Source organism: Bacillus sp. 5w2, from assembly GCF_054353775.1.
The window spans coordinates 221,244-240,869 of the sequence record NZ_JBTIWT010000001.1; the positions used below are offsets into that span (position 1 = coordinate 221,244).

25 protein-coding genes and 2 pseudogenes are annotated in these 19,626 nt (G+C 32.9%); 8 read left to right on the forward strand and 19 right to left on the reverse strand.

The features are described 5' to 3' along the window. Window positions 1-247: 247 nt before the first annotated feature. From ACXY7N_RS01060 to ACXY7N_RS01075, 4 genes are all read right to left on the reverse strand, one after another. The gene (locus ACXY7N_RS01060; protein WP_016134416.1) at window positions 248-655 is read right to left on the reverse strand and encodes a KH domain-containing protein; all 408 of its coding nucleotides are present in this window, start codon (window positions 653-655) and stop codon (window positions 248-250) included. A gap of 240 nt (window positions 656-895) precedes the next feature. Further along, on the reverse strand, window positions 896-1,114 hold the full coding sequence (locus ACXY7N_RS01065) for a hypothetical protein (protein WP_016087991.1): 219 nt from the start codon (window positions 1,112-1,114) through the stop codon (window positions 896-898). 894 nt (window positions 1,115-2,008) lie between these two features. Further along, the gene (locus ACXY7N_RS01070) at window positions 2,009-2,860 is read right to left on the reverse strand and encodes a peptidylprolyl isomerase PrsA (RefSeq protein ID WP_016087992.1); all 852 of its coding nucleotides are present in this window, start codon (window positions 2,858-2,860) and stop codon (window positions 2,009-2,011) included. 195 nt (window positions 2,861-3,055) lie between these two features. After that, a complete protein-coding gene (locus ACXY7N_RS01075; RefSeq protein ID WP_367888265.1) occupies window positions 3,056-4,069 on the reverse strand; it encodes a glycoside hydrolase family 25 protein in 1,014 nt (337 codons plus the stop codon). 280 nt (window positions 4,070-4,349) lie between these two features. Here ACXY7N_RS01075 and ACXY7N_RS01080 point away from each other — a divergent pair, with 280 nt between their 5' ends. Together ACXY7N_RS01080 and ACXY7N_RS01085 are read left to right on the forward strand one after the other, a co-directional pair. Further along, entirely contained in the window at window positions 4,350-4,544 is a 195-nt protein-coding gene (locus tag ACXY7N_RS01080; RefSeq protein WP_016087994.1) for a hypothetical protein, read from the forward strand. A gap of 431 nt (window positions 4,545-4,975) precedes the next feature. Next, window positions 4,976-5,401 (forward strand): GIY-YIG nuclease family protein, encoded by a 426-nt coding sequence (locus tag ACXY7N_RS01085; protein WP_016134413.1) that lies wholly within the window; start codon window positions 4,976-4,978, stop codon window positions 5,399-5,401. Between the two features lie 339 nt (window positions 5,402-5,740). On the opposite strand, the gene ACXY7N_RS01090 is transcribed toward ACXY7N_RS01085, so the two are convergent. The 6 genes from ACXY7N_RS01090 to ACXY7N_RS01115 all read right to left on the reverse strand — a co-directional run bounded on the left by ACXY7N_RS01090 (window position 5,741) and on the right by ACXY7N_RS01115 (window position 9,873). After that, on the reverse strand, window positions 5,741-6,352 hold the full coding sequence (locus ACXY7N_RS01090) for a hypothetical protein (RefSeq protein WP_048894630.1): 612 nt from the start codon (window positions 6,350-6,352) through the stop codon (window positions 5,741-5,743). A 107-nt stretch (window positions 6,353-6,459) separates the two neighbouring features. Continuing rightward, window positions 6,460-6,975: a C1q-like domain-containing protein gene (locus ACXY7N_RS01095; RefSeq protein ID WP_016134411.1), complete on the reverse strand. Its 516-nt coding sequence runs from the start codon at window positions 6,973-6,975 to the stop codon at window positions 6,460-6,462. 244 nt (window positions 6,976-7,219) lie between these two features. Continuing rightward, the gene (locus tag ACXY7N_RS01100; RefSeq protein WP_016134410.1) at window positions 7,220-7,531 is read right to left on the reverse strand and encodes a hypothetical protein; all 312 of its coding nucleotides are present in this window, start codon (window positions 7,529-7,531) and stop codon (window positions 7,220-7,222) included. Continuing rightward, window positions 7,513-8,535: an anti-sigma factor gene (locus tag ACXY7N_RS01105; RefSeq protein WP_016087999.1), complete on the reverse strand. Its 1,023-nt coding sequence runs from the start codon at window positions 8,533-8,535 to the stop codon at window positions 7,513-7,515. The genes ACXY7N_RS01100 and ACXY7N_RS01105 overlap by 19 nt, the downstream gene beginning before the upstream one ends. Beyond that, a complete protein-coding gene (locus ACXY7N_RS01110; RefSeq protein WP_088084230.1) occupies window positions 8,525-9,025 on the reverse strand; it encodes a sigma-70 family RNA polymerase sigma factor in 501 nt (166 codons plus the stop codon). Before ACXY7N_RS01110 ends, ACXY7N_RS01105 begins: the two co-directional genes overlap by 11 nt. Before the next feature lie 596 nt (window positions 9,026-9,621). Continuing rightward, window positions 9,622-9,873, reverse strand: a complete 252-nt coding sequence (locus tag ACXY7N_RS01115; protein WP_016088001.1) for a DUF3947 family protein — start codon at window positions 9,871-9,873, stop codon at window positions 9,622-9,624. Between the two features lie 431 nt (window positions 9,874-10,304). Between ACXY7N_RS01115 and ACXY7N_RS01120 the strand changes: the two genes are divergently transcribed. Continuing rightward, the gene (locus tag ACXY7N_RS01120) at window positions 10,305-11,885 is read left to right on the forward strand and encodes a YVTN family beta-propeller repeat protein (RefSeq protein WP_098986488.1); all 1,581 of its coding nucleotides are present in this window, start codon (window positions 10,305-10,307) and stop codon (window positions 11,883-11,885) included. Window positions 11,886-12,169: 284 nt separating this feature from the next. Here the strand turns inward: ACXY7N_RS01120 and ACXY7N_RS01125 are convergent, their stop codons facing one another. Next, window positions 12,170-12,523, reverse strand: coding sequence for a hypothetical protein (locus ACXY7N_RS01125; protein ID WP_033659685.1), 354 nt, complete (start codon window positions 12,521-12,523; stop codon window positions 12,170-12,172). 231 nt (window positions 12,524-12,754) lie between these two features. After that, window positions 12,755-13,069, reverse strand: coding sequence for a hypothetical protein (locus tag ACXY7N_RS01130; RefSeq protein WP_098561037.1), 315 nt, complete (start codon window positions 13,067-13,069; stop codon window positions 12,755-12,757). Between the two features lie 75 nt (window positions 13,070-13,144). Here ACXY7N_RS01130 and ACXY7N_RS01135 point away from each other — a divergent pair, with 75 nt between their 5' ends. Further along, on the forward strand, window positions 13,145-13,753 hold the full coding sequence (locus tag ACXY7N_RS01135; RefSeq protein ID WP_016134405.1) for a hypothetical protein: 609 nt from the start codon (window positions 13,145-13,147) through the stop codon (window positions 13,751-13,753). Between the two features lie 329 nt (window positions 13,754-14,082). On the opposite strand, the pseudogene ACXY7N_RS01140 reads toward ACXY7N_RS01135, so the two are convergent. Beyond that, window positions 14,083-14,172, reverse strand: a pseudogene (locus tag ACXY7N_RS01140) (helix-turn-helix domain-containing protein); the annotation flags it as partial. 142 nt (window positions 14,173-14,314) lie between these two features. Here ACXY7N_RS01140 and ACXY7N_RS01145 point away from each other — a divergent pair. Together ACXY7N_RS01145 and ACXY7N_RS01150 are read left to right on the forward strand one after the other, a co-directional pair. Next, window positions 14,315-14,667: pseudogene (locus tag ACXY7N_RS01145) on the forward strand (site-specific integrase); the annotation flags it as partial. Between the two features lie 64 nt (window positions 14,668-14,731). After that, window positions 14,732-15,046, forward strand: a complete 315-nt coding sequence (locus ACXY7N_RS01150; protein ID WP_000658777.1) for a thioredoxin family protein — start codon at window positions 14,732-14,734, stop codon at window positions 15,044-15,046. A 295-nt stretch (window positions 15,047-15,341) separates the two neighbouring features. Here the strand turns inward: ACXY7N_RS01150 and ACXY7N_RS01155 are convergent, their stop codons facing one another. Then, complete coding sequence (locus tag ACXY7N_RS01155; protein ID WP_016134402.1) at window positions 15,342-15,479, reverse strand: hypothetical protein; 138 nt, start codon at window positions 15,477-15,479, stop codon at window positions 15,342-15,344. A 213-nt stretch (window positions 15,480-15,692) separates the two neighbouring features. Here ACXY7N_RS01155 and ACXY7N_RS01160 point away from each other — a divergent pair, with 213 nt between their 5' ends. Continuing rightward, the gene (locus ACXY7N_RS01160; protein WP_016134401.1) at window positions 15,693-16,574 is read left to right on the forward strand and encodes a cation diffusion facilitator family transporter; all 882 of its coding nucleotides are present in this window, start codon (window positions 15,693-15,695) and stop codon (window positions 16,572-16,574) included. Here ACXY7N_RS01160 and ACXY7N_RS01165 read toward each other — a convergent pair. The 5 genes from ACXY7N_RS01165 to ACXY7N_RS01185 all read right to left on the reverse strand — a co-directional run bounded on the left by ACXY7N_RS01165 (window position 16,564) and on the right by ACXY7N_RS01185 (window position 19,307). Continuing rightward, complete coding sequence (locus ACXY7N_RS01165) at window positions 16,564-17,199, reverse strand: phosphatase PAP2 family protein (protein WP_016088009.1); 636 nt, start codon at window positions 17,197-17,199, stop codon at window positions 16,564-16,566. The two genes, ACXY7N_RS01160 and ACXY7N_RS01165, sit on opposite strands and share 11 nt — an antisense overlap. Window positions 17,200-17,276: 77 nt before the next feature. Further along, on the reverse strand, window positions 17,277-18,032 hold the full coding sequence (locus ACXY7N_RS01170; RefSeq protein ID WP_016088010.1) for a sporulation protein: 756 nt from the start codon (window positions 18,030-18,032) through the stop codon (window positions 17,277-17,279). Next, entirely contained in the window at window positions 18,014-18,835 is an 822-nt protein-coding gene (locus ACXY7N_RS01175; protein WP_016134400.1) for a serine/threonine protein kinase, read from the reverse strand. The genes ACXY7N_RS01170 and ACXY7N_RS01175 overlap by 19 nt, the downstream gene beginning before the upstream one ends. After that, window positions 18,835-19,017 carry a hypothetical protein gene (locus ACXY7N_RS01180; RefSeq protein WP_016088012.1) on the reverse strand — a complete coding sequence of 61 codons (183 nt, stop codon included), beginning with the start codon at window positions 19,015-19,017 and terminating at the stop codon, window positions 18,835-18,837. Before ACXY7N_RS01180 ends, ACXY7N_RS01175 begins: the two co-directional genes overlap by 1 nt. 110 nt (window positions 19,018-19,127) lie before the next feature. Further along, complete coding sequence (locus ACXY7N_RS01185; RefSeq protein WP_000658451.1) at window positions 19,128-19,307, reverse strand: YozD family protein; 180 nt, start codon at window positions 19,305-19,307, stop codon at window positions 19,128-19,130. Window positions 19,308-19,456: 149 nt separating this feature from the next. Here ACXY7N_RS01185 and ACXY7N_RS01190 point away from each other — a divergent pair, with 149 nt between their 5' ends. Next, a complete protein-coding gene (locus ACXY7N_RS01190) occupies window positions 19,457-19,624 on the forward strand; it encodes a DUF3930 family protein (RefSeq protein ID WP_000456535.1) in 168 nt (55 codons plus the stop codon). Window positions 19,625-19,626: the final 2 nt, after the last annotated feature.

Consider the following 19,626-nt stretch of genomic DNA (forward strand, 5'->3'; position numbering starts at 1 on the left):
GGAGGATGAACACCCTGCTAATTAAAGTTTCATTTTATTTCTAACTCTTATACTATCTATACCCACAGGAACATTCGTTCTAATTATACACGAACCTACGTTCTTTTGAAATGATTTATCCATCATTTATTTTTTCTTCATCGAATAAGCTTTTCACTTCTTATTTAATAGGACGTTCACCTATCAACTAAAAAAGCGACTTCATACAAAGTAAAGTCGCTTTTTCTAATATCGTATATTTCTATATTTATTTTTCTATCCTGACAAGTGTTCTTTCCGGAATACAAATTTCATCTATATTAATATGATTTATTTTTAATTTTAATTCTCCCACTCGTTCTTTATGTTCATCACCAACCCAACAACTGAATAATTCAAAATAATCCCCATCATTTAAATATCCTTCCATAATCGAGCATAAAGCTAATAGCTTTTTTTTAGCTTCTTTCTTCTCCCTTTCATTTTGCCACTCAACAAGTTCAATGCCCCAACTCGTTGAAACTTCATACGTGTAATTTGTTTGAAATTGAAACTCTTGTACAATTTCAAGCATACTTTCATCTGAAAAGCACGGTCCAAAAACAATTACATCATTAGAATCTGGATCCGTTAACGGAATTTCTACATTGCATCCTATATAACTTGCTAAACTCATTTTTACTCCTCCATATTCGTATAAAAAATACTTTATATAAACATTTATCTACTTAAATATAAAATTTCTGCCTAAACTAAAAGGTTTTAAATTTTTGATTTTATTAACCCATCTATAAATGAAAGCATACATTATGAAGAACGAACTCACAAAATTTCTATGAAAAGAGAGCAATTTAAACACTCTCTTTTCGTACATACTATATAAAACTGTTTAAAAATACATAATTGCCTCTTATTATTACATATATTTTGGTTGTACTATTATATGTAATTCCCTCTCTGTCACTGTTTTTTTGGGGTTACGAAAATACTCTAATTCATATTTTAATACTTCATACTCAACCATCCCGATCTTAATCCCTTTCGTTTCTTTTAAAATAACTAATAGGTTACTTATATCTTCATCATACGATTCAAAAATCTTCCCTCCACCTTCTCTTTGAAAAATTACTTTCACATTTTCTCCCCCTATATGAATTATTTATCAATTCAATAATTCATTTAAAAGTATTCATTCTTTCCCATGAAAATTCCATACTAAAAAGAACATCCATCTTAATAGAATGCTCTGCTTTTCACTTCCTATAGCGTCAATATATTCTCAATACTATTGTATGTATCACCGATGATTTTATGAGTATTTTAGATTAGTTTGTTCCAATTTGTTTATGGCTATTTCAGAATGAAATACCAGCCCTTTTCATTTGTATGAACAATGTTCTTGTTGCACATTCTTTCATGTACTTTCTATACTCTTTTATTTTCTCCATGACGCTCAGTATCATGCCATGGCTCCGATGTTTCTTTGATTTTTTATATTCGCTACGCCCTAATCCTTCTTCTTTTAAATCAATTACATACAATTGAGCATAATCCGGATTTACTAACGATAATGAAGCAAATATATTTTTAAAGAAGACCCTATTTCCTCCCTATTCAAATAGTGTTTTCACTTCCATTGCTCTTGCAATGTGATACATAATTTTTTCGACATTTTTCTACACAAATAGACATTTTTAGTGTATTCTATAGTAGAAGAATAATTAAAAGACTTATTCTTTGCTATTGAGAGAAGAGCCTGAGAGCCATATCAGGCTCTTCTTTGCTTATACACCATGTATCATTCTTCAAACTATGTTTATCCACTTCAATCAAATTAATCAATTAAAACATTATAATATCAACATTCTATGAAGTACTTATTATCCGCCTTAAAAAAACCATAATTTCCCATTGTAATTCTTAATATTTAAATGTAATATTGTATTGTCTTACTATCTATTTATAACTCACACACTAATTAGAAAAGGGAACCTATATAGGTTCCCTTTTCTAATTATAATTACAGTCATTATTTCTTTTCTAGAAATTCAAATGTATCTTTAAATTCTTTATCGTTAACCTTAATATTAGCATCTTTCAATAAATCATTGACTATTTGTTGTTTCCATTTACCTGTCGTATCTTGTAGTCTTTGCTGTTCTAAATCTTTACGAATTTTATCTTTCACTTCATCAAATGGCTTCAATTCTTTTTTATCCGTCACTTTAATAATATGGTAACCATAAGTTGTTTTTACCGGATCGCTTACTTGTCCTGCATCTAATTTATACACAGCTTCCTCAAATTCTTTCGCCGTTTGCCCTGGAGCAAAACCAGTTATTTCTCCGCCTTGTTCCTTTGAACCAGTATCCTCTGAGTATTGCTTCACTAAAGCCGCAAAATCTTCACCATTATTTACTTTCTCTTTCACTTCTTTAGCAGTCTTTTCATCTTTCACTAAAATGTGACTTACCTTCATTTCTGGTTTATAGTTATCTTTTACATCTTTTTCTGTGACAGTCGCTTTAATCGCTTTCTCAAATGCAATTTCTGGCTTCATTTTTTCTTTTAATTCATCTTCATTTTTTAACCCAACTCGCTCTAAAGTCGATTTGAAGTTGTCACCCATTTTATCTTTTGCTTCTTCTACTTGTTTTTTTGCTTCTTCATCTGAAACTTTATATTTATCTAGCAACGCCTTACTTAACACCATTTGATATAAAGTACTTTCCCCATATTTTTGTCTTAATTCTTTACTTAACTCTTTCTCTGTAACATTTCCTACTTTTGATGTTACTACGTTGTCTGAGGAACCACATGCAGATAATGCCAGTACTACGCATGAAATAATTGTTCCTAAAAATAGTTTTTTCTTTTTCAATTCAAAATACCTCACTTTTATTATTATACAAGAATAACTATACGATACACTTGTGTAAACAATGTGTTTTCCACATGTAATTCATTTCATTTGAAAAAACTATGTATCATGCTCTTTTTGTTCAAATATTAAAGGTCATCTTACTATGTATCAGTAATATGACCCTTTGCGTATTCCTAAAAACATTTTAGCTACTTATACATACTTAATCGTTACATGTTCTTCCAGTATCCAATTATTTTTTCCGATATCTACCGCATTCTTGGCTCTTCCCCACACACGAAAAGATTTTGATCCATCAATATTACCTTTATAATTTATACATTCAGGCTCTGCATAGTAATTTACTTCGTACCCAACAGGATATTTTGAGGATGCATAAAACCATTTCACATCAAAATATTTTTCATATACCCACTGCTTATCGTTCCCCAAGCAAATCATATCTTTATCGGCACCTCCCCAATAACCATGTAAGACTAAATATGGCGTTTTTTGAGTGATTGTACCTGTAAACTGCGGATTCGCAGGATTTTCATATAAGTTTATGCCATATCCATCTGGATATTTTGAAATCGCAATACCAATACCATTTGATTGCTGTGTATTCTCTTTGTTAGATTGAATAGATTGATTTACTTGATCTGAATCTATAAACCAAGAAAGCGACTTATTTCCTATTAATTGATTCAAATCACATTTCCCAATACCAGGAACATTTCCCGAATCAGTATATTGCCAAATATCGCACGGATATGCTGGCTTATTCCCTCCATAACGAGGTATCCATACAAAATCAGCTTCAATATTACGTGCTCCAAATGATACATACGTGTGATGCCCCACATATAGCCCTACTTTTTTTGCACCTAAACGGCGTAATTCATCTATAAAAGCTTGTGTCCCCCCTTGCATATCCATCATCGTTTGAACTTCTACGTCCACCACCCAAAATTTAGCAGATTTATCGCCACGACTCCAAAAATCTTGTGCCTCTTTCCTGGCATCAGCAATAGATATAAAACGGCAAAATGCATAATTACCAAATGGAATACTGCGTTTCTTCATTTCATTCACATAATTTTGATACATAAAATCTACCGTATTCGAGCCATCTTGAACTCTAGCAATAACTAAATCTAGCCAAGATGCTGCAATATCCCAATTAATAGTTCCATTCCATTTTGAAATATCTATAATATACCCCATTACAATTCCACTCCTTTTTATTATCATATTCAAAGATTGTTTTATTGAAAGCCCCTTATGCCTAATACTAGCTATCTATAATATAAATAAAGAAAATCTATATTGTTTTTCAAAATATACAGTCTTTTAATTAAGTTTCTACTAATTTTCCACATTCTGATCACACTATAAAACTCCATATCATTATCAACTCAACTAAATTTTCATATTATATTAATACGCCTTTATAATCTAAACGAAAAATCGCAGTATACAATACTGCATCTTAGGAGCTGATTTCATGAAAAAAAAACCTATCTTGTTCAAAGTTCCACCAAATTCAAAACTAAAAGTTACATTTTTCGGTCCTTGTAACGAGGTAATTACAAATGTGTCTATAATTAATCAACTTTCCACACCTAAATGTCAAACTATTACGCAATATCCAAACTATAAGAAATACGAAACTGAAGTGCGATCATTATCCAATTGTTAATCCGTTCCTATTCACAATCCTTACAATTTGGTTAGCTAAACGACTTCAATAATAGATTAAAATTACTCATTTCATGATATTCCATTGATAATCTATTGATTTTTTACACGTTTTTATGAACCGAGCATATATTAATGTATGGAGATTATCCACTCATAAAACCTATCTTTCTTTAGAGCGTACTTTTTATGTATGCTCTTTTTTTATTTATCCCTCATTCTATACATGTAAACCTGTTCACTTTTATATTTCATGAGTGGTAAACCCACCCACTGTTTATAAACAATCTAATCAATGTGTACTCAACAATACTTATTTATTTATTTATTTATTATACGTTCACTATAATCCTTGCATTTTCTTTCGATTTTTGAGAAATTGAAATGAGTTAATTTATTTTATTTTAATATCTTGATAAAAAGGTGAAATGTATGACTGTTGTACATATTAGGTGGTCTAAACTTTATAATTTATCTGAAATCAATCATTATGAAGAAGCTTTTTCAAAGGGGATATATGCAATTTATAGAGTGTATCGTGGAAAAGAAAAATTACTATACATTGGAAAAACAAAAAGAAGTTTTTCGAAGCGATTAAATGAACATTACAAAGATTGGATTCATGGAGCAAGAGGAATCCATGTAAGGTTAGGGATTTTAGAATTTCCTAATGGCGGTAAATATTCTGAACAAAAATTATCAGATGTAGAAGCACTTTTAATTTCTTGGCATACTCCACTAGAAAACACCCAATGTACGAATTACTATATAGGAAGAGAAAATTTAGAAGTTATCAGCTTTGGACAAAGGGGATTAATTGATAAAAAAATAACTACTCAGAACTATGAATGGGTATGAACTCAGATTATAAATTAGTTTAAAAGAGTTTGACGCTCCTACCCCTAAAGTCCGCTGTGGTTTTTGACGTATAACAAGGCAACATAAAGATCTATTCTTCGCCATTGAGAAAAGCGCTTGATCGCCATGTCATGCTCTTTTTCATTTAAACTGACCTCTGTTACATTTGTATATTGATTCAATCATCATCTAGCTACTAAATTGACCAACAATATATTAAAATTCTTTATATACTTAAGGAGGTCCATTTACCCATATATTTTAGAAAAACAATAATAATCCCCCACCATTTGGTGAAGGGGATTAACTAAAACTACAAAAAATGTTTTATTATCTTCATTATTCAGTTGGAGAAGGGAATCTTGCCGCTTCAAAGTGAACAGTATTCAAACCATTAACATTTTGTACAATTACGCCAGCAACACTACTCTCAGCAAAAACTTCAACTGAATCCCCTGCTTCTAATTGAAGAATAGAAGTTACTGAAACATCATTATTAAAAAATACCCCTGTCCCAAAGAAATCATTATCTATCGCTATTGCTGGATTTCCATTCACACGAATTTCAACTCTAGCTCTGTAATTTACATTAAAATCATTTGGAGAGAATGTTATATTTCCTAGTACACTATATACTCCTCTAGTCTTCGGAATAAAAATAGATGTTGCTGGATTATATTCGTTCGCTAGATCAAACTGTTCATTTTGAAATAATACTTTAACAGAAGTATTTTCCGGAACAAGTTGATTCATTGTATTAACAGCTCTAAATGCAGACGCTCTTACAAGCTTTTCTTTCTTATCATCACAACAATTCACTTTTACATACTTTCTATCACATTGACTATTTTTTCTAAAACAATCATGACTTTTCTTTTTATAACCTTGACAATACTTACAGTAATAGTATGGCGTAGTAAATCCCCCCTTAAATTTATGATTACATAATATGTAACATAGATTAGAATCGTTTGGACAAACTGATACTATTTTTAATAGAATAAAAAAACCCCTACCATTTCGGCAGGGATTATCCTTTATCTTCTGTATACTCGACTTTATTTAATTGGTGAAGGGAATCTTGCCGCTTCAAAATGTGAGCCGTCTTCCGAAGTGCTTAAAACTCCGTCTATGCTACTTTGTGCATACACCTCAACTTGGTCTCCTTCATCCAATTGAATGATCGTCGAAACACTTACTACATTTCCAAAGCTTATTGGACCGAAAAAGTCATTATCTATAGCTATTGCTGCGTTTCCATTCACACGAATTTCTACACGAGCTCTATAATTTAAACTAGAATTGTTTGGAAAAAAACCAATCGTTCCAATAATAGAGTAAACCCCTCTAGTCTTCGGAATAAAAATAGACGTTGCTGGATTATACTCATTTGCTAAATCAAATTGTTCATTTTGGAACAATACCTTTACAAAAGTATTGGCAGGAACCGTTTGATCCACCGTATTTCTAGCTCTAAATGCTGATGCCCTAATAAGCTTATCCTTGTTGTCATTACACTTACTAGTGTTCTTACAACAGCCATGCAGTTTCTTTTTATACTCTTTACAAGACATACTAGTTCCCCTTTCATGCTTATTACTACATATTATGTAAGAGGTATTCGTAATGTTTGGACGAGCTATTGCTTAAGCCCTATACTTACGCCCTATTTATATACACGTGAGCGAAAAACTTATCAACAACACCACAGCCTAGATGCATATTGCTCTCTATTCAAATTTGATAGGTTCTTCTCTTATCTATTTTACTTACTATACAAAAAAAAGAGCGAATCTACATCCGCTCCTTCCCTCATATTTACGGCGCAAAGCTTATCATCCAACCTAGCATAAATCCAAATACAGCAAATAGTAGCATAAAAACAAATAAACTACATGCCCACAATGCATATTTTCGACTTTTTCTTTTTGTGATCATGCCTACGACTGAACATAACAATCCAACTCCAACTATTTGCCGAAAACCTTCGTCTATAAATGTTTCTTGCATAAGCAATATAATGTTTAAATACAATAACGCTAGAAATGCAATAATTAATGAAATAATCCCCATCCACGTTTCCTTTTTATAACTATGATTCTTTCTTTTTTTTAAGAATGCCAATTCCATAATCTCGCTTCACCTACTTTCAAGTTTCTAACTTTTTCATGACTCATTAATTTTTCAACTTCTCCTTTAGGTCCAGTTACAACTGCTCCGTATGTTTTTACCCCATTTTTTTCAAGGAAAGAAATACGCTTTGACAACTCTAAAGTTTTCGCTCTAGATAGCTTCACCGCTAAATCTTCATGCTTCTGTAATGACTTTAACACATCAATAAATTGTTCTTCATGAGGTGAATCACTTGAAAAAGGACCACCTAGACTTGAAATTATATCTGCCGGAAAACCAATCGGTGCAACATACATACCCTCATCATTCTTTTGCTTCTCCTCTAGTCCTGTATTCACGGCATACCAAACAATATCAATAGTTGGAAACATGTTCGTTACCTCTTGTATACTTAATAATTCTCTAAAAGATACAAATGCTTCTACAACAGATTCTTGCGGAAGACCTTTTAATACCTGCGCTTCTTCGCTACTACTATAAGACACATTATAATTATTAGGGTGAGACAATACCTCGTTATCTACGTATGAGATTTCTGGAATTTTTTCATCTGTTGTATATTCACGGCTTACTTTCGTTGCTCTACTTAATAAATAATCTGTTTTCTCTTCTCCTATTCGAATATCTTTCTTTCCTACCCTTTTATACAAATCAAAATGCAATTGTAAACTAAGCGGTAACAACGTTTGCTCCATGTCCCTTTCTTTCATAAATACATTTGGTTCTGTTACACTTAACGTTTGATTTACTACATTCCGTATCTCCATCGCGTTTGTAGGTGCCAATGTATAATAAAAGAGTGTAGATATATATAAAATAGGTTGAATAAGTAATAACAAAGTAAATACAATCAAAACATTCGTAATACGCGCTCTTTTTTTACCTATTTTCAACACTTGCTCCTGTTTTCCATCAGGAAGAGAGGCTGGCCTTTGATGAAGAGCTTCTTGTAACAATTCTTTATAATCATCTTGTTCAGAATGAGGTTTATCATTTGTCATTTTGACTCTTTTCCTCCTTTAACAATTCTTTTAATCTCTTTCTCCCACGAAATATATGACTTTTATAAGTGTTTAACTTTAAATCTAATACAGAAGCACCCTCTTCGTACGTTAATTGATGTACGTCACATAATAAAATAGCTTGTGCCTCTATCACCGGTAAAGTATGAATAATCTGAATTAATTTTTCGTAACTATTTTTTGCGACTACATACTCTTCTGTAGATTCCCCTGCTTGTATTGTCTCTAATTCCTCCGTTCCTACAAACGTTACTTTTTTCTCTTTCCTTACAAAATCAATAAACGTATGATATGCCACTTTAAAAAGCCATGATTTTACCTTTTGGTTTTCATAGTCTTCTAGATAAAGATACGCCCGATAAAAAGTCTCCTGCATCAAGTCCTCCGCTACGTGATGACTGCGAGAAAGGGAAAATAAATACCGGTACACATCGTTTATATAAACTTTATATATTTCTTCAATCTCCATCCCCCTCCTCCTTTCATATATAACACGAATAAACAAATTAAAAAGTTGCATTATTTTCCCTTTTTATTTTTAAAAATATTTATACATTTTAATAACTATTTACAATTATAAACAAAATATAAGATGTTATGGCTGTAAATATCCTTCAAAATGGGAAAAATCGGTTAGGATGTTCTTAGTAAGTTAATAGTTATAAGACATTCGTCCTGTACGATATAACCGCAGATAGGACTTCATTGTTGCATCTAGGCCTGGTTCGCCTAAGTAAATGTTTATGTATCCTTTCATACAAAACAACTAACCATCATTTGTTATGATAAGATAATTCCTATTCTTTCTTTAATCGGTTTCTTCTCACAAAAAACTCAACTTGTAGTATGTACGGGGATTATCTCATGGATTATTTACAAATTATATGTGGGGACTATTTGACGCTTACATAAACACAATTTCATCCCCCTCAATTGTACCCGCCATTTGTAAGCAATAAGACTCACACCTCAAAATTCGGCACAGTTAGGTGGGAGCCGTGTTGCCCGATTGGTAAGAGCTAATAATCAGTTTGGAACCTGCTCCCAACTAATAAAAATTTTTCTTTATAGATTAAATACAGTTCCATATGGGATAGTAAGAAAAGAACTTCCATACGGTGTGATTTGATGTACTGGGTAAAAATACTCCATGGATGAATAATACGGCTGTATACCTTGTTGCTGCATTTGCATTTGTTGTTGCATTTGTAACGCTTGTTGAACAGCTTGAACTGTACTTTGTGCTCCGCTAAACGTTATTGATGTACCATATGCTGGTCGAATATCTGCTTGAGAAGCAAAATATGAATAAAACATTATTTTCAACCCACTTCCATATAAGTTATTACAAAATATATTATGATTCTTTATTTTAGGAAGTGCTAAAACCTAGTACATTAGCTTTTAGTAAGTTTTTCATTATAATTATTTCTTTTAATATCTTCAATTATTAAACGTAAATGAATTATTAAAGGAGATTATATAAAATTACAAAATGAATAATCTTAAATAAAATTCTATATGGAGCTGCATTAGATCTTAACTTAATTAAACTTAAAATTATCACCTTATCCACCCTTTACAATAATACTAGTCTCATAAGGACACATCCATTTTGTTGACATATACTTTTAAAAAACATTCCTGGATATTTCACATATAACTTATGCTCATAAACACTTAAATCTAGAAACAAATATTAATTATCAAAACATACTTACTATTTTCTTTTTTTAAAGGAGGTAATTATAAAATATAATAAAAACTCAAACGATCCGTGCGAAAAGTTCCAATTCCTCTGTTTTATTTCTATATCCCCTTGTGATCAAACTAATTGTTGTACACCTGTTTTTTTCTCATTTTCTCAGCAACAAGAATTATTGTCCCTAATTAACCAATTAAATCAAGCTATCTTTTCTTTTTTCACTACACCAAACCCAACAACGATACAAATACTCCAATCATCATTACAGGCGTTAAATGATTTATTAATTGCAGTACAACCAAATACTCCAAATAAAAGTTTAGTTATACGAACTATAACTCAATTAATCAATTCCTTGCCTACTGCATCACTTACTCAAATTTCTGCATTGTTTCAATTTTTATTCCAAAACTTATCTTCACTTATTAGTTGTTCAAATATATCAGACCCTCTTCTGCAGCAAACGTTCAACTTAATTTTGCAAGGAATATTGAATAGTTCGCTATTAAATATTATTGGAACACCGGGACCGACTGGACCTAGAGGAGCTCAAGGATCTCAAGGTGTGCAAGGGATTCAAGGACCAGAAGGGCTCGCAGGTGCAACTGGACCTCAAGGCGTGGAAGGAATTCAAAGGCCGGAGGGACCACCAGGACCGGAAGGACTCGAAGGGCCGACGGGACCGACGCGGCCAACCGGACCTGCATGTAATTTCCTTGTTTATGTTACAAACGCAGGAGTTATAGATGATCCTACCGATGATACAGTATCTGTAATTAACACCGGAACAAATACAGTTGTAGCTACAATTACTGTAGATAATGCACCTCTCGAAGTAACCGTTTCTCCAAATGGAACTCGCGCTTATGTTACTAATATTTTTTCTGATACCGTCTCCGTTATTGATACTTCTACAAATTCGGTTATCGCTACCATTCCTGTTGGAAGCGACCCGATTGGTGTAGCTGTTTCTCCAAATAACACAACTGTTTATGTTGGAAATCACGGTAATAATACGGTTTCTGTTATTAATGCTGCTACTAACACCGTCATTGATACAATTCCTGTTGGTAACGCTCCGCAAGGAATCACTATTTCTCCAAATGGAGCTTTTGCATATGTTGCAAACGAATTAAGCAACACAATTTCTGTTATTAATACTGCTACAAATACAGTTAGCGCTACGATTCCTGTTGGTATTCGCCCTAGGATAATCGTCTTTACACTAGATGGCACTCGTGCCTATGTCACAAATCAAAATAGCAATACGGTTTCTGTTATTGACACCGCTACTAATTCCGTTATTAATACAATTAACGTAGGTACTGAACCGGTCGGTATAGATATTACACCAGATGGCACTCGTATTTATGTTGTAAATAAAGTTAGCGATAATGTATCGGTAATAAACGTAGCAACAAATGCAGTAATCGATACAATTCCTGTTGCTTTATCCCCGGATCAAGTAACCATCATACCAGATGGCACTCGTGCCTATGTTACAAACCAAGCTAGTAATACTGTTTCTGTTATCAATACTGCTACAAATACGGTTATAGATACGGTACCAGTAGGTGTTGCTCCAACTGGTATAGCAACCGGAACTATTTTTTGTGCTCCTTAAAAACTTCATATTCATAGCAGACCCCTGTACGTGCTTCGTGTTAATCGCAATATACATATGGAGGGGATATTATTCGACTCATTACATTTTTCTTATGTATACTTCTATACATTTGTTTGTAAAATCCATTGTATTAAAAGAAGTAACCCAGTATCTTTACGAGCTTAAATAGAGTCACAAATTATCTATATCACGCTCTAATCTTATTTTCCTAACCTCCTATTCATCACCCCCTAAAATTTCACAAAATAAAAAAGCAGCTGTTAAGCTACTTTACATTCATTTTATCCCCAAGAGAAATGATAAATATATTCTCCCGCTACACTTTGATTAATCCCAATAATTCTAGCAAACCTCATTAAGTCCGCACCCTGAAGAAAATACATCGCAAGCATTACTGGTACTTGCGACCACATAAATTGATAAAACTCCTCGACTCTCTGGTTTGTTGAAACAATTAAATCATTTACAGGCCCTTGATTCCATACAGAAGTACTAACTGAACGAAACGGAAGATCTTTCCCATTAACCACTATTCGCGCTATACTTTGAGTTATGTCCACATCAATTCCCTCCATCATTACAAAAATCGGACCTGTGCATTTACTCCTTTCTTTATAAATATTCTTAACCTTCATAAATGTCTAAGGCAAACCTCTATTTTTGCTTATATTCAAATGAATTTATTTCACACAGTAAAATTTCAGTATTACTCTCCTCAACTTCCGTATCATTTAGATCATGTACACCCTTATTCAACTTTACAATTCGGTATACAAAATTACATATCTTATTATCTCAATATCACTTTATTTACTACAAGTTGATAAAAAAACATTCTAACCAATTGATAAATCAACGTTTGTAATTTAATTCCTTATTTTAAATCCCACCTTTTTATTTTTAAACACTATATCCGAATAATTACATTGGGATTTCTTGTTGTATACACATCTATCTTTTTCAGGTATTATATACGAGAAGAGTAAGGTAAGAGTTACTCTTTGCCATTTTAGGAAAGGTCCTGTTGGAAACAACAGGACCTTTTTTCGTGTTAGCAATACGCAATAAGAAACACAAAAGCCACGACACTCACGCACCTTGGCTAAATATATAAAATTAATTGGTATTTCCGGATCAACGTTACAGTAGCCTTTGTACATGAACATTGGTTTTTCTAGCATCTAGTGCACCTCCTTAAAAATGCAGGATTTCCCTTTTCAATATCGAATTAGTAATGTTTGGAAAGGGGGTGTAACATGGCGGAAATTAAGGTGGGACTTACACAATTTTTAGACTTCACACTGAAAAGTAGTGCAGCAAAAACAAATTTTGTAAAGAATCTAAAATCTCAACCTGAATATCACCCAGTTTTTGATTACTGGAAACAATTACGAGAAACTGTTATTAAATTTCATAAAAACGAACTACCTTTTGAATGTTTTGAAACATTAATACAAACTGTTGACCAGAAGAAAAAGCAAAACTATATTGATGTTATAAAGCAGTACAAAAAATTTATTAAAAACAAAGACGTCTCTTGGTTTGATCCAGGTAAATCACATTGGTTATCAGATAATTTAATCGTCCGCTCATCACCTGAACTTGGTTTGCTCATTAATGATGAGCCGCATCTTATTAAACTGTTTTTCAAAGGAAAAAAAGAACGAATTGATAAATATAATATCAACTCAACACTGACATTATTAAATGAATCAACATTTTCAAATGAATATAACGATGTGAATTATACAGTCCTTAACATCCAAAAGAACAGAATGTATACGAATAACTCTATTAATAATGATCATTTAATAGCTCTTGAATCAGAAGCTCACCAGCTTTGTTATTTATGGAATAAGATGTAAAGGGTATAGGCCTCTCTTTCAATGTCTTGTTCATGCGTAATTTGGGCACATTTTTCACAAACCCAATTCGTTTCGTTTAATTGAAGCTCACCTTCTTGTTTCTCAGAAACAATGCAGGGTGGGCGTTTTTTGAAAATAGTTTCTTTACCCATTTCAACATCCTAATTCCCCTCTCTGAAAAAATAATATAATGATTTCTTTCTACCACATCTACATTAACCGCCTGACTTCTTAACCACTGAATAATTCCTCAGATGTTCTTACAATCTCTTTCGCGTTCCACATCGTGTTTTTCTTTCACTCTATACAGTGCATCTTGTTACTCGCACTTCTTTCGCCCACATTACTTTATTTGATTGTGATTGTTGCTGGAACTCAGCTAACCCCGCCCTAATCTCTTCTCTCACAACTTCACGAATAAGTTCTTATAACGATTCCTCTAAATTCATACCTGCATCTCCTACATCATTTTTTAAATTTCCTGCTTGTTGTTCAATTCACTCATAAAATTTATGAGTAATGATCATCCACCGTTTACTTTCTCTAAGTGCCGGAAAGAGATTGCTTGTTTTATCCGACATTACATTACTGGCGCTTCATAAACATCTCCTACAAATATCTGAGGAAAAGAACGTTATAGCAATGGCTAACATGAATACAATTTGATTTACCCTACTTATAATAGTAAACTTACAATTTCAGAAGTTTGACACAGCTCATGAAAAAGCTTATAAAGAAAAGTGAGGTTCCTAATATTCGTTTCTAGGATTTAAGGTGTATATCCAAAAATCGCAAATGAATGATCAGGACATAAAAGAGTAGGATCACATTTGATACCTACTCACATGTTCTACCAAACCTACAAAAAAACAGTCGAAGATTTTGCAAACAATTTATTTCAAAAAACTAATGTTTGCAATTACGGATTTTGCATAAAAATACTAGCATATCCGTGTGACATTGAGAGGAGTCAAAAACATGAAAGAAATCAAATCTGAACAGGAATTCAAAGACATCATCGCAAGCGAGGAGCCAGTAGTTGTTAAGTTCTTTACTACATGGTGCCCAGATTGCGTGCGCATGGACAACTTTATCGGCGATGTAATGGAAGAGTTCAATAAGTTTGAATGGTATTCTATTAATAAAGATGAGTTCCCAAGTATCGCTGAAGAGTATCAAGTAATGGGTATTCCAAGCCTGCTTGTATATCAAAATGGCGAGAAGCTAGGCCACTTACATAGTGCTAACGCAAAAACTGAAGAGCAAGTTACTGAGTTTTTAGAAGCATACTAAGATAAAAACCCTCTGAAAAATATTTTTCAGAGGGTTTTTATCTTTTTTCACAATTATCTTTCGTAGTTGTTTCGTCATTTCTTCAGAAGTGTAGTATACAGTTTCTTCATGACCAATGTACATAATTACACTCCTTTTCCCTTCATCTCTGAGGTATAAATGTATACCTTTCGTATCACTATTTCCATATGTAATTAGTATATCGTATTGTGGTATTTCACCTCTTCTCTTTTGTTTTTTCATTTCATTTAACAGATTATTTGTTTGTCATCTATATTCATAAAATATTTGTCATTCAATCCACCATAGCCTTTTTAAAAGTAGCTATTGATAATTTTAAAATATGATACTCCTGCCTATTTTCATTGTTTGATGAATTGCATCCTGTAATTATAAGAATAATACATAGTAAGAAAAGTAAACGCTTCTTCATCCATCTAACCTCCTACCCTTACATTGTAAATAAACTCCAATTAAGTTCACACCTTAACTTTGCACTTTACAACATATTTTTCCTTCGCGAAACTTTGTTATCCACTTCTTAAAAAGCTATAAAACGTCAACAATGTTTGTATAGACCCACACGAGTTTCGTTTGGTACTCTATTTATAGAAAGAAATTCCTTGTAGAAAGGTGAGTGATTAAAATGGATACTCTTTCTCATAAAGAAGCTGATAAAGGTGCTATTGTCAGCATTATGGCCTACATATTTTTATCCTCTATGAAAATCATCATCAGTTATATTACCCTCTCTAGCGCATTACGTGCTGACGGTTTAAATAACTTAACGGATATCGGTGCTTCTTTAGCGATATTAATTGGTCTAAAAATCTCTCGTAAACCTCGTGACCCAGATCATCCATATGGACATTCACGTGCAGAACAAATTGCATCACTTGTTGCTTCTTTTATTATGGCAACGGTCGGATTAGAAGTTGTTATTAGTGCCATTCAATCTTTTTTTAATCCGAAACAAGCAGCGCCTAATGTTCTTGCAGCATGGGTAGCCTTATTTTCTGCTGTCGTTATGTACTGTGTGTATTTGTATACGAAAAAGATTGCAGCACGGACAAAAAGCAAATCATTAGAAGCCGCTGCAAAGGATAATTTATCAGATGCTCTCGTAAGTATTGGTACAGTAGTAGGTATTGTTGGTTCACAGTTCCAAATGCCTATTTTAGATCCTATAGCCGCTTTAGTTGTCGGCCTTATTATTTGTAAAACTGCATGGGAGATTTTCGTAGAAGCTTCTCATATGCTAACGGATGGAATTGATCCAGATAAGATGGAAGAGTATGCTGATGCTATTGAACATATTGGTGGCGTGGAAAACATCGTAGATATTCGCGCTCGTATGTATGGGAATCAAACGTACGTTGATATTACGATCGAGGTTGATGCTCGTATGGATGTTGGTGAAAGTCATTGTATTACTGACAACATCGAGGCTATGCTTCGGAAAAATTTTGGCATTTACCATGCACACATTCATGTTGAACCAATGGAAAAAGAACCTATTATGACATAGGTTCTTTTTTAATGAACGTTTTATGAAATATAACACATAAAACGAGCCAGCTACCGCCCGCTGCCCATCCCGCTAATATGTCAGATGGATAGTGAACGCCAAGATATATTCGGCTAACTGAAATAGATAATACAACAAAGCTCGCTATAAAAATAATCAACAATTTTTTATGCAATGTAATACGCTCTTCTGTAATCGTGACGTATGCAATAAAACCTAAAAAAGCAGTAGCATTCATCGTATGGCCGCTCGGAAAACTATATCCAGTTGCAGTAACAAGCTGCGTTACATCAGGTCTTGCTCGTTCGTACCATAGTTTAAGCATACTGTTTAAATAACGAGATCCATAATAATTAATTGTTAGAAGTAATGCACTAAGCAACTTTTTTCTAACGAGAAAATACATTACAAGAATAATGAGTAACGGAAAATATATTCTTTTGGAACCGATAAAAGACACCCAAGTAAAGTAGGCTGTCAAGTAGTCGTTTCGAAAACCTTGAATAAAATGCGCTACTATATTGTCAAATTTCTCAATACAAGCGGTATGATACGAAAGTGATAATACGACAAAACAAATGAGTAGCGTAAAACTTAACAAGTATAAATGTCGATATCGTTTCACATACATAACCTCACTATGCAAAAAAATGGAGCGGTTGTTTTAGTTTTCCTCTCAATTTCTTTTTTATGCATAGTTTATTAAAAAATATAATTGTTAATTTTTTCTTTCATCATTGGAATATCTTCATTCATTACTGTAAAGCGAATCACTTTCTCGTCAAGATCAAGCGCTTCTGCAAATAAACCTGCTAATCCACGAGATTTTCTGTCAACTTCCATAATAATCTCTAGGCGATCATATGCGCTTGGCAAGATTAATAATTCTAGTTCGTCTAATTTCCCATAATACTCTCCCGAAACAGGAACAAACTCAAATTCTTGTGCGAATGGAACTTGCTTACGTAATCGATACGGTAATTCTTCACATTCTATATGACGCGCTTTAAAACCTAATTGATTTACACTCTCTAACACACTATTTAATAGTGCATTTGGCAACACTTGAATGTAATCACGATCACTTGGATCTATACTGCGTTTAATATCAAGGCCTGTATGCACCCAAACTGTTTTCATTCCAAGTGTAAGCGGTGTTTCAACTGGCATTTTAAATGAAAATGGAATTTCTTTTTTTTCATTCGGCTCAACAGAAAAAGGTTCTGTTAAACGAACTCGCTCTAAATCATATGTTGCTGTTACTTTTTTATCATCCACTTCTCGTACATACGCTGTTGATAACGTTAAGTAAATGCTTTCAATTTGTTGGTTAACTGAACCACCAGTTATATGAACCTTCCCTTGTATCTCTTCTCCAACAATATACTCATCTTTTTCAAGAACTGTATCTACTTTTGTACTACCAATACCAACGCTTGCTAAAAACTTTTGAAACATGGAGCCTCCATCCTTTCTAAAGCAAAAGCTACATCTTTTTTTAAATCTTGTACATTCTCATAGTACGGTGTTTTTATTTGTAACATTCGCATAAGCATTTCACGGTTATAATTTTCCAAAGTTAATTCGTCATACCATGGTTTTTCATGTTTTTCATTAGATTCATAGCCTGCATATAATAAAAATAACGAGAAATGACCAAGCGCATAAAAATCGCTACGAAAGTGAACTTCTCGCATCAAAGCTTGTTCACCTTCATAAGTTGTAGCTCGTTCATCACCCTCACCCTTCAATTTAGCCAATCCAAAATCAATAATACTAATTTGGTTTTCTTTCATTAATATGTTTGGAATGCGTAAATCTCGGTGAATAATGCCTTCACTATGAAACACCGACACAATTTGTAATATTTTATATAAAACCAAAAAAACTTCACGTTCTGTATACACATGCCCATCTAAGAAAATATAATCTTCGAAATTTTTACCCGGCATATATTCCATCACAAAAAAGCTTTTTTTCTCCCATACAAAATGATCATATAACCTAGGAATTGCATGATGATTTAATGTTTGTAAAATCATTTTCTCTTGTTCAAATGATTTTCTACCAGACTCATATCTTTGTTTACTTTGTCTTAATTGTTTTAAGACTTTATATCTATTTATTTGTAAATCATTAACGACATATGTAACCCCATAACTACCCATTCCAATTACTGATTCAATTTTATAACGTTCTGCAACAATTGTATTTTTTCGCAGTGGTCTATCAAATAAAGCTAGTATACGACGCCATTTCATCAGCTACTTGAAAAGAAGCTACGGCTTTTACGTTTTCTTTTATAATGTTGATGCCCATAACCCGATGAACGTCGTTTATAATCGCTACTTGAATAAGAGCGCCCTCTATGGCGATAGTCACTACTCGAATACGAACGATATTTTTTCTTTCCTAATAAAGAATCAATAATTTTTTTGAACATCCCTTCACCTCTTGAGTAAAATTTTCTTTTAATTATACCAATAATTTCTGCCTATATTTGTGACAAGTTTGTAAAGAGTAAAAAACGACGAGTTAAGCCCGTCGTTACTTTCACTCATCTTCTTCATCAAAAACTTCATCAATCATACATTTCTCTAATAAATACTCGAATGTAATATCTGCGAGATCTTCAATTTCCTCTCGTTTTGGAACGTATCCTCTTTCAATTAGTTGCTCATAAAAAAACTCCGCAATCTCTTCCGTATCAATTACGACTTCAATTTCCTTCATGAGCATCACTCCTTTATTTCTGTTTTATGAAAAAATCTCAAAATTATGTATATGAGATTAGAAAAATAGTTTTTATTTTTTATAGGTCATATCATTTGGACGAGATGCATACGATGGTAGTACAAGCTATCAAAAAGGGGGAAATAATTATGGAATACCAATATGAGGTAGAACAAGAAGTAGGGCAAACAAAAGAAGAGTTCATGCATGAAGATCAATGGGCAGACTCTCTTATTAAATGGCTTTTTATTTTTTTAATAATTGTAGGCATACCTTATACTGCATATGTTGTTGTTCAATTCATTCTCTCTTTCTAGTT

Coding starts and splice junctions, on each gene's coding strand:
- ACXY7N_RS01060 (WP_016134416.1), bottom strand. CDS start 655: ATGAGTTTAGCAAGTTATATAGGATGCAATGTAGAAATTCCGTTAACG.
- ACXY7N_RS01075 (WP_367888265.1), bottom strand. CDS start 4,069: ATGGGGTATATTATAGATATTTCAAAATGGAATGGAACTATTAATTGG.
- ACXY7N_RS01080 (WP_016087994.1), top strand. CDS start 4,350: ATGAAAAAAAAACCTATCTTGTTCAAAGTTCCACCAAATTCAAAACTA.
- ACXY7N_RS01085 (WP_016134413.1), top strand. CDS start 4,976: ATGACTGTTGTACATATTAGGTGGTCTAAACTTTATAATTTATCTGAA.
- ACXY7N_RS01095 (WP_016134411.1), bottom strand. CDS start 6,975: ATGTCTTGTAAAGAGTATAAAAAGAAACTGCATGGCTGTTGTAAGAAC.
- ACXY7N_RS01100 (WP_016134410.1), bottom strand. CDS start 7,531: ATGGAATTGGCATTCTTAAAAAAAAGAAAGAATCATAGTTATAAAAAG.
- ACXY7N_RS01105 (WP_016087999.1), bottom strand. CDS start 8,535: ATGACAAATGATAAACCTCATTCTGAACAAGATGATTATAAAGAATTG.
- ACXY7N_RS01110 (WP_088084230.1), bottom strand. CDS start 9,025: ATGGAGATTGAAGAAATATATAAAGTTTATATAAACGATGTGTACCGG.
- ACXY7N_RS01115 (WP_016088001.1), bottom strand. CDS start 9,873: ATGTTTTATTCATATTTTGCTTCTCAAGCAGATATTCGACCAGCATAT.
- ACXY7N_RS01125 (WP_033659685.1), bottom strand. CDS start 12,523: ATGAAGGTTAAGAATATTTATAAAGAAAGGAGTAAATGCACAGGTCCG.
- ACXY7N_RS01130 (WP_098561037.1), bottom strand. CDS start 13,069: ATGCTAGAAAAACCAATGTTCATGTACAAAGGCTACTGTAACGTTGAT.
- ACXY7N_RS01135 (WP_016134405.1), top strand. CDS start 13,145: ATGGCGGAAATTAAGGTGGGACTTACACAATTTTTAGACTTCACACTG.
- ACXY7N_RS01150 (WP_000658777.1), top strand. CDS start 14,732: ATGAAAGAAATCAAATCTGAACAGGAATTCAAAGACATCATCGCAAGC.
- ACXY7N_RS01155 (WP_016134402.1), bottom strand. CDS start 15,479: ATGAAGAAGCGTTTACTTTTCTTACTATGTATTATTCTTATAATTACA.
- ACXY7N_RS01160 (WP_016134401.1), top strand. CDS start 15,693: ATGGATACTCTTTCTCATAAAGAAGCTGATAAAGGTGCTATTGTCAGC.
- ACXY7N_RS01170 (WP_016088010.1), bottom strand. CDS start 18,032: ATGTTTCAAAAGTTTTTAGCAAGCGTTGGTATTGGTAGTACAAAAGTA.
- ACXY7N_RS01175 (WP_016134400.1), bottom strand. CDS start 18,835: ATGAAATGGCGTCGTATACTAGCTTTATTTGATAGACCACTGCGAAAA.
- ACXY7N_RS01180 (WP_016088012.1), bottom strand. CDS start 19,017: ATGTTCAAAAAAATTATTGATTCTTTATTAGGAAAGAAAAAATATCGT.
- ACXY7N_RS01185 (WP_000658451.1), bottom strand. CDS start 19,307: ATGAAGGAAATTGAAGTCGTAATTGATACGGAAGAGATTGCGGAGTTT.
- ACXY7N_RS01190 (WP_000456535.1), top strand. CDS start 19,457: ATGGAATACCAATATGAGGTAGAACAAGAAGTAGGGCAAACAAAAGAA.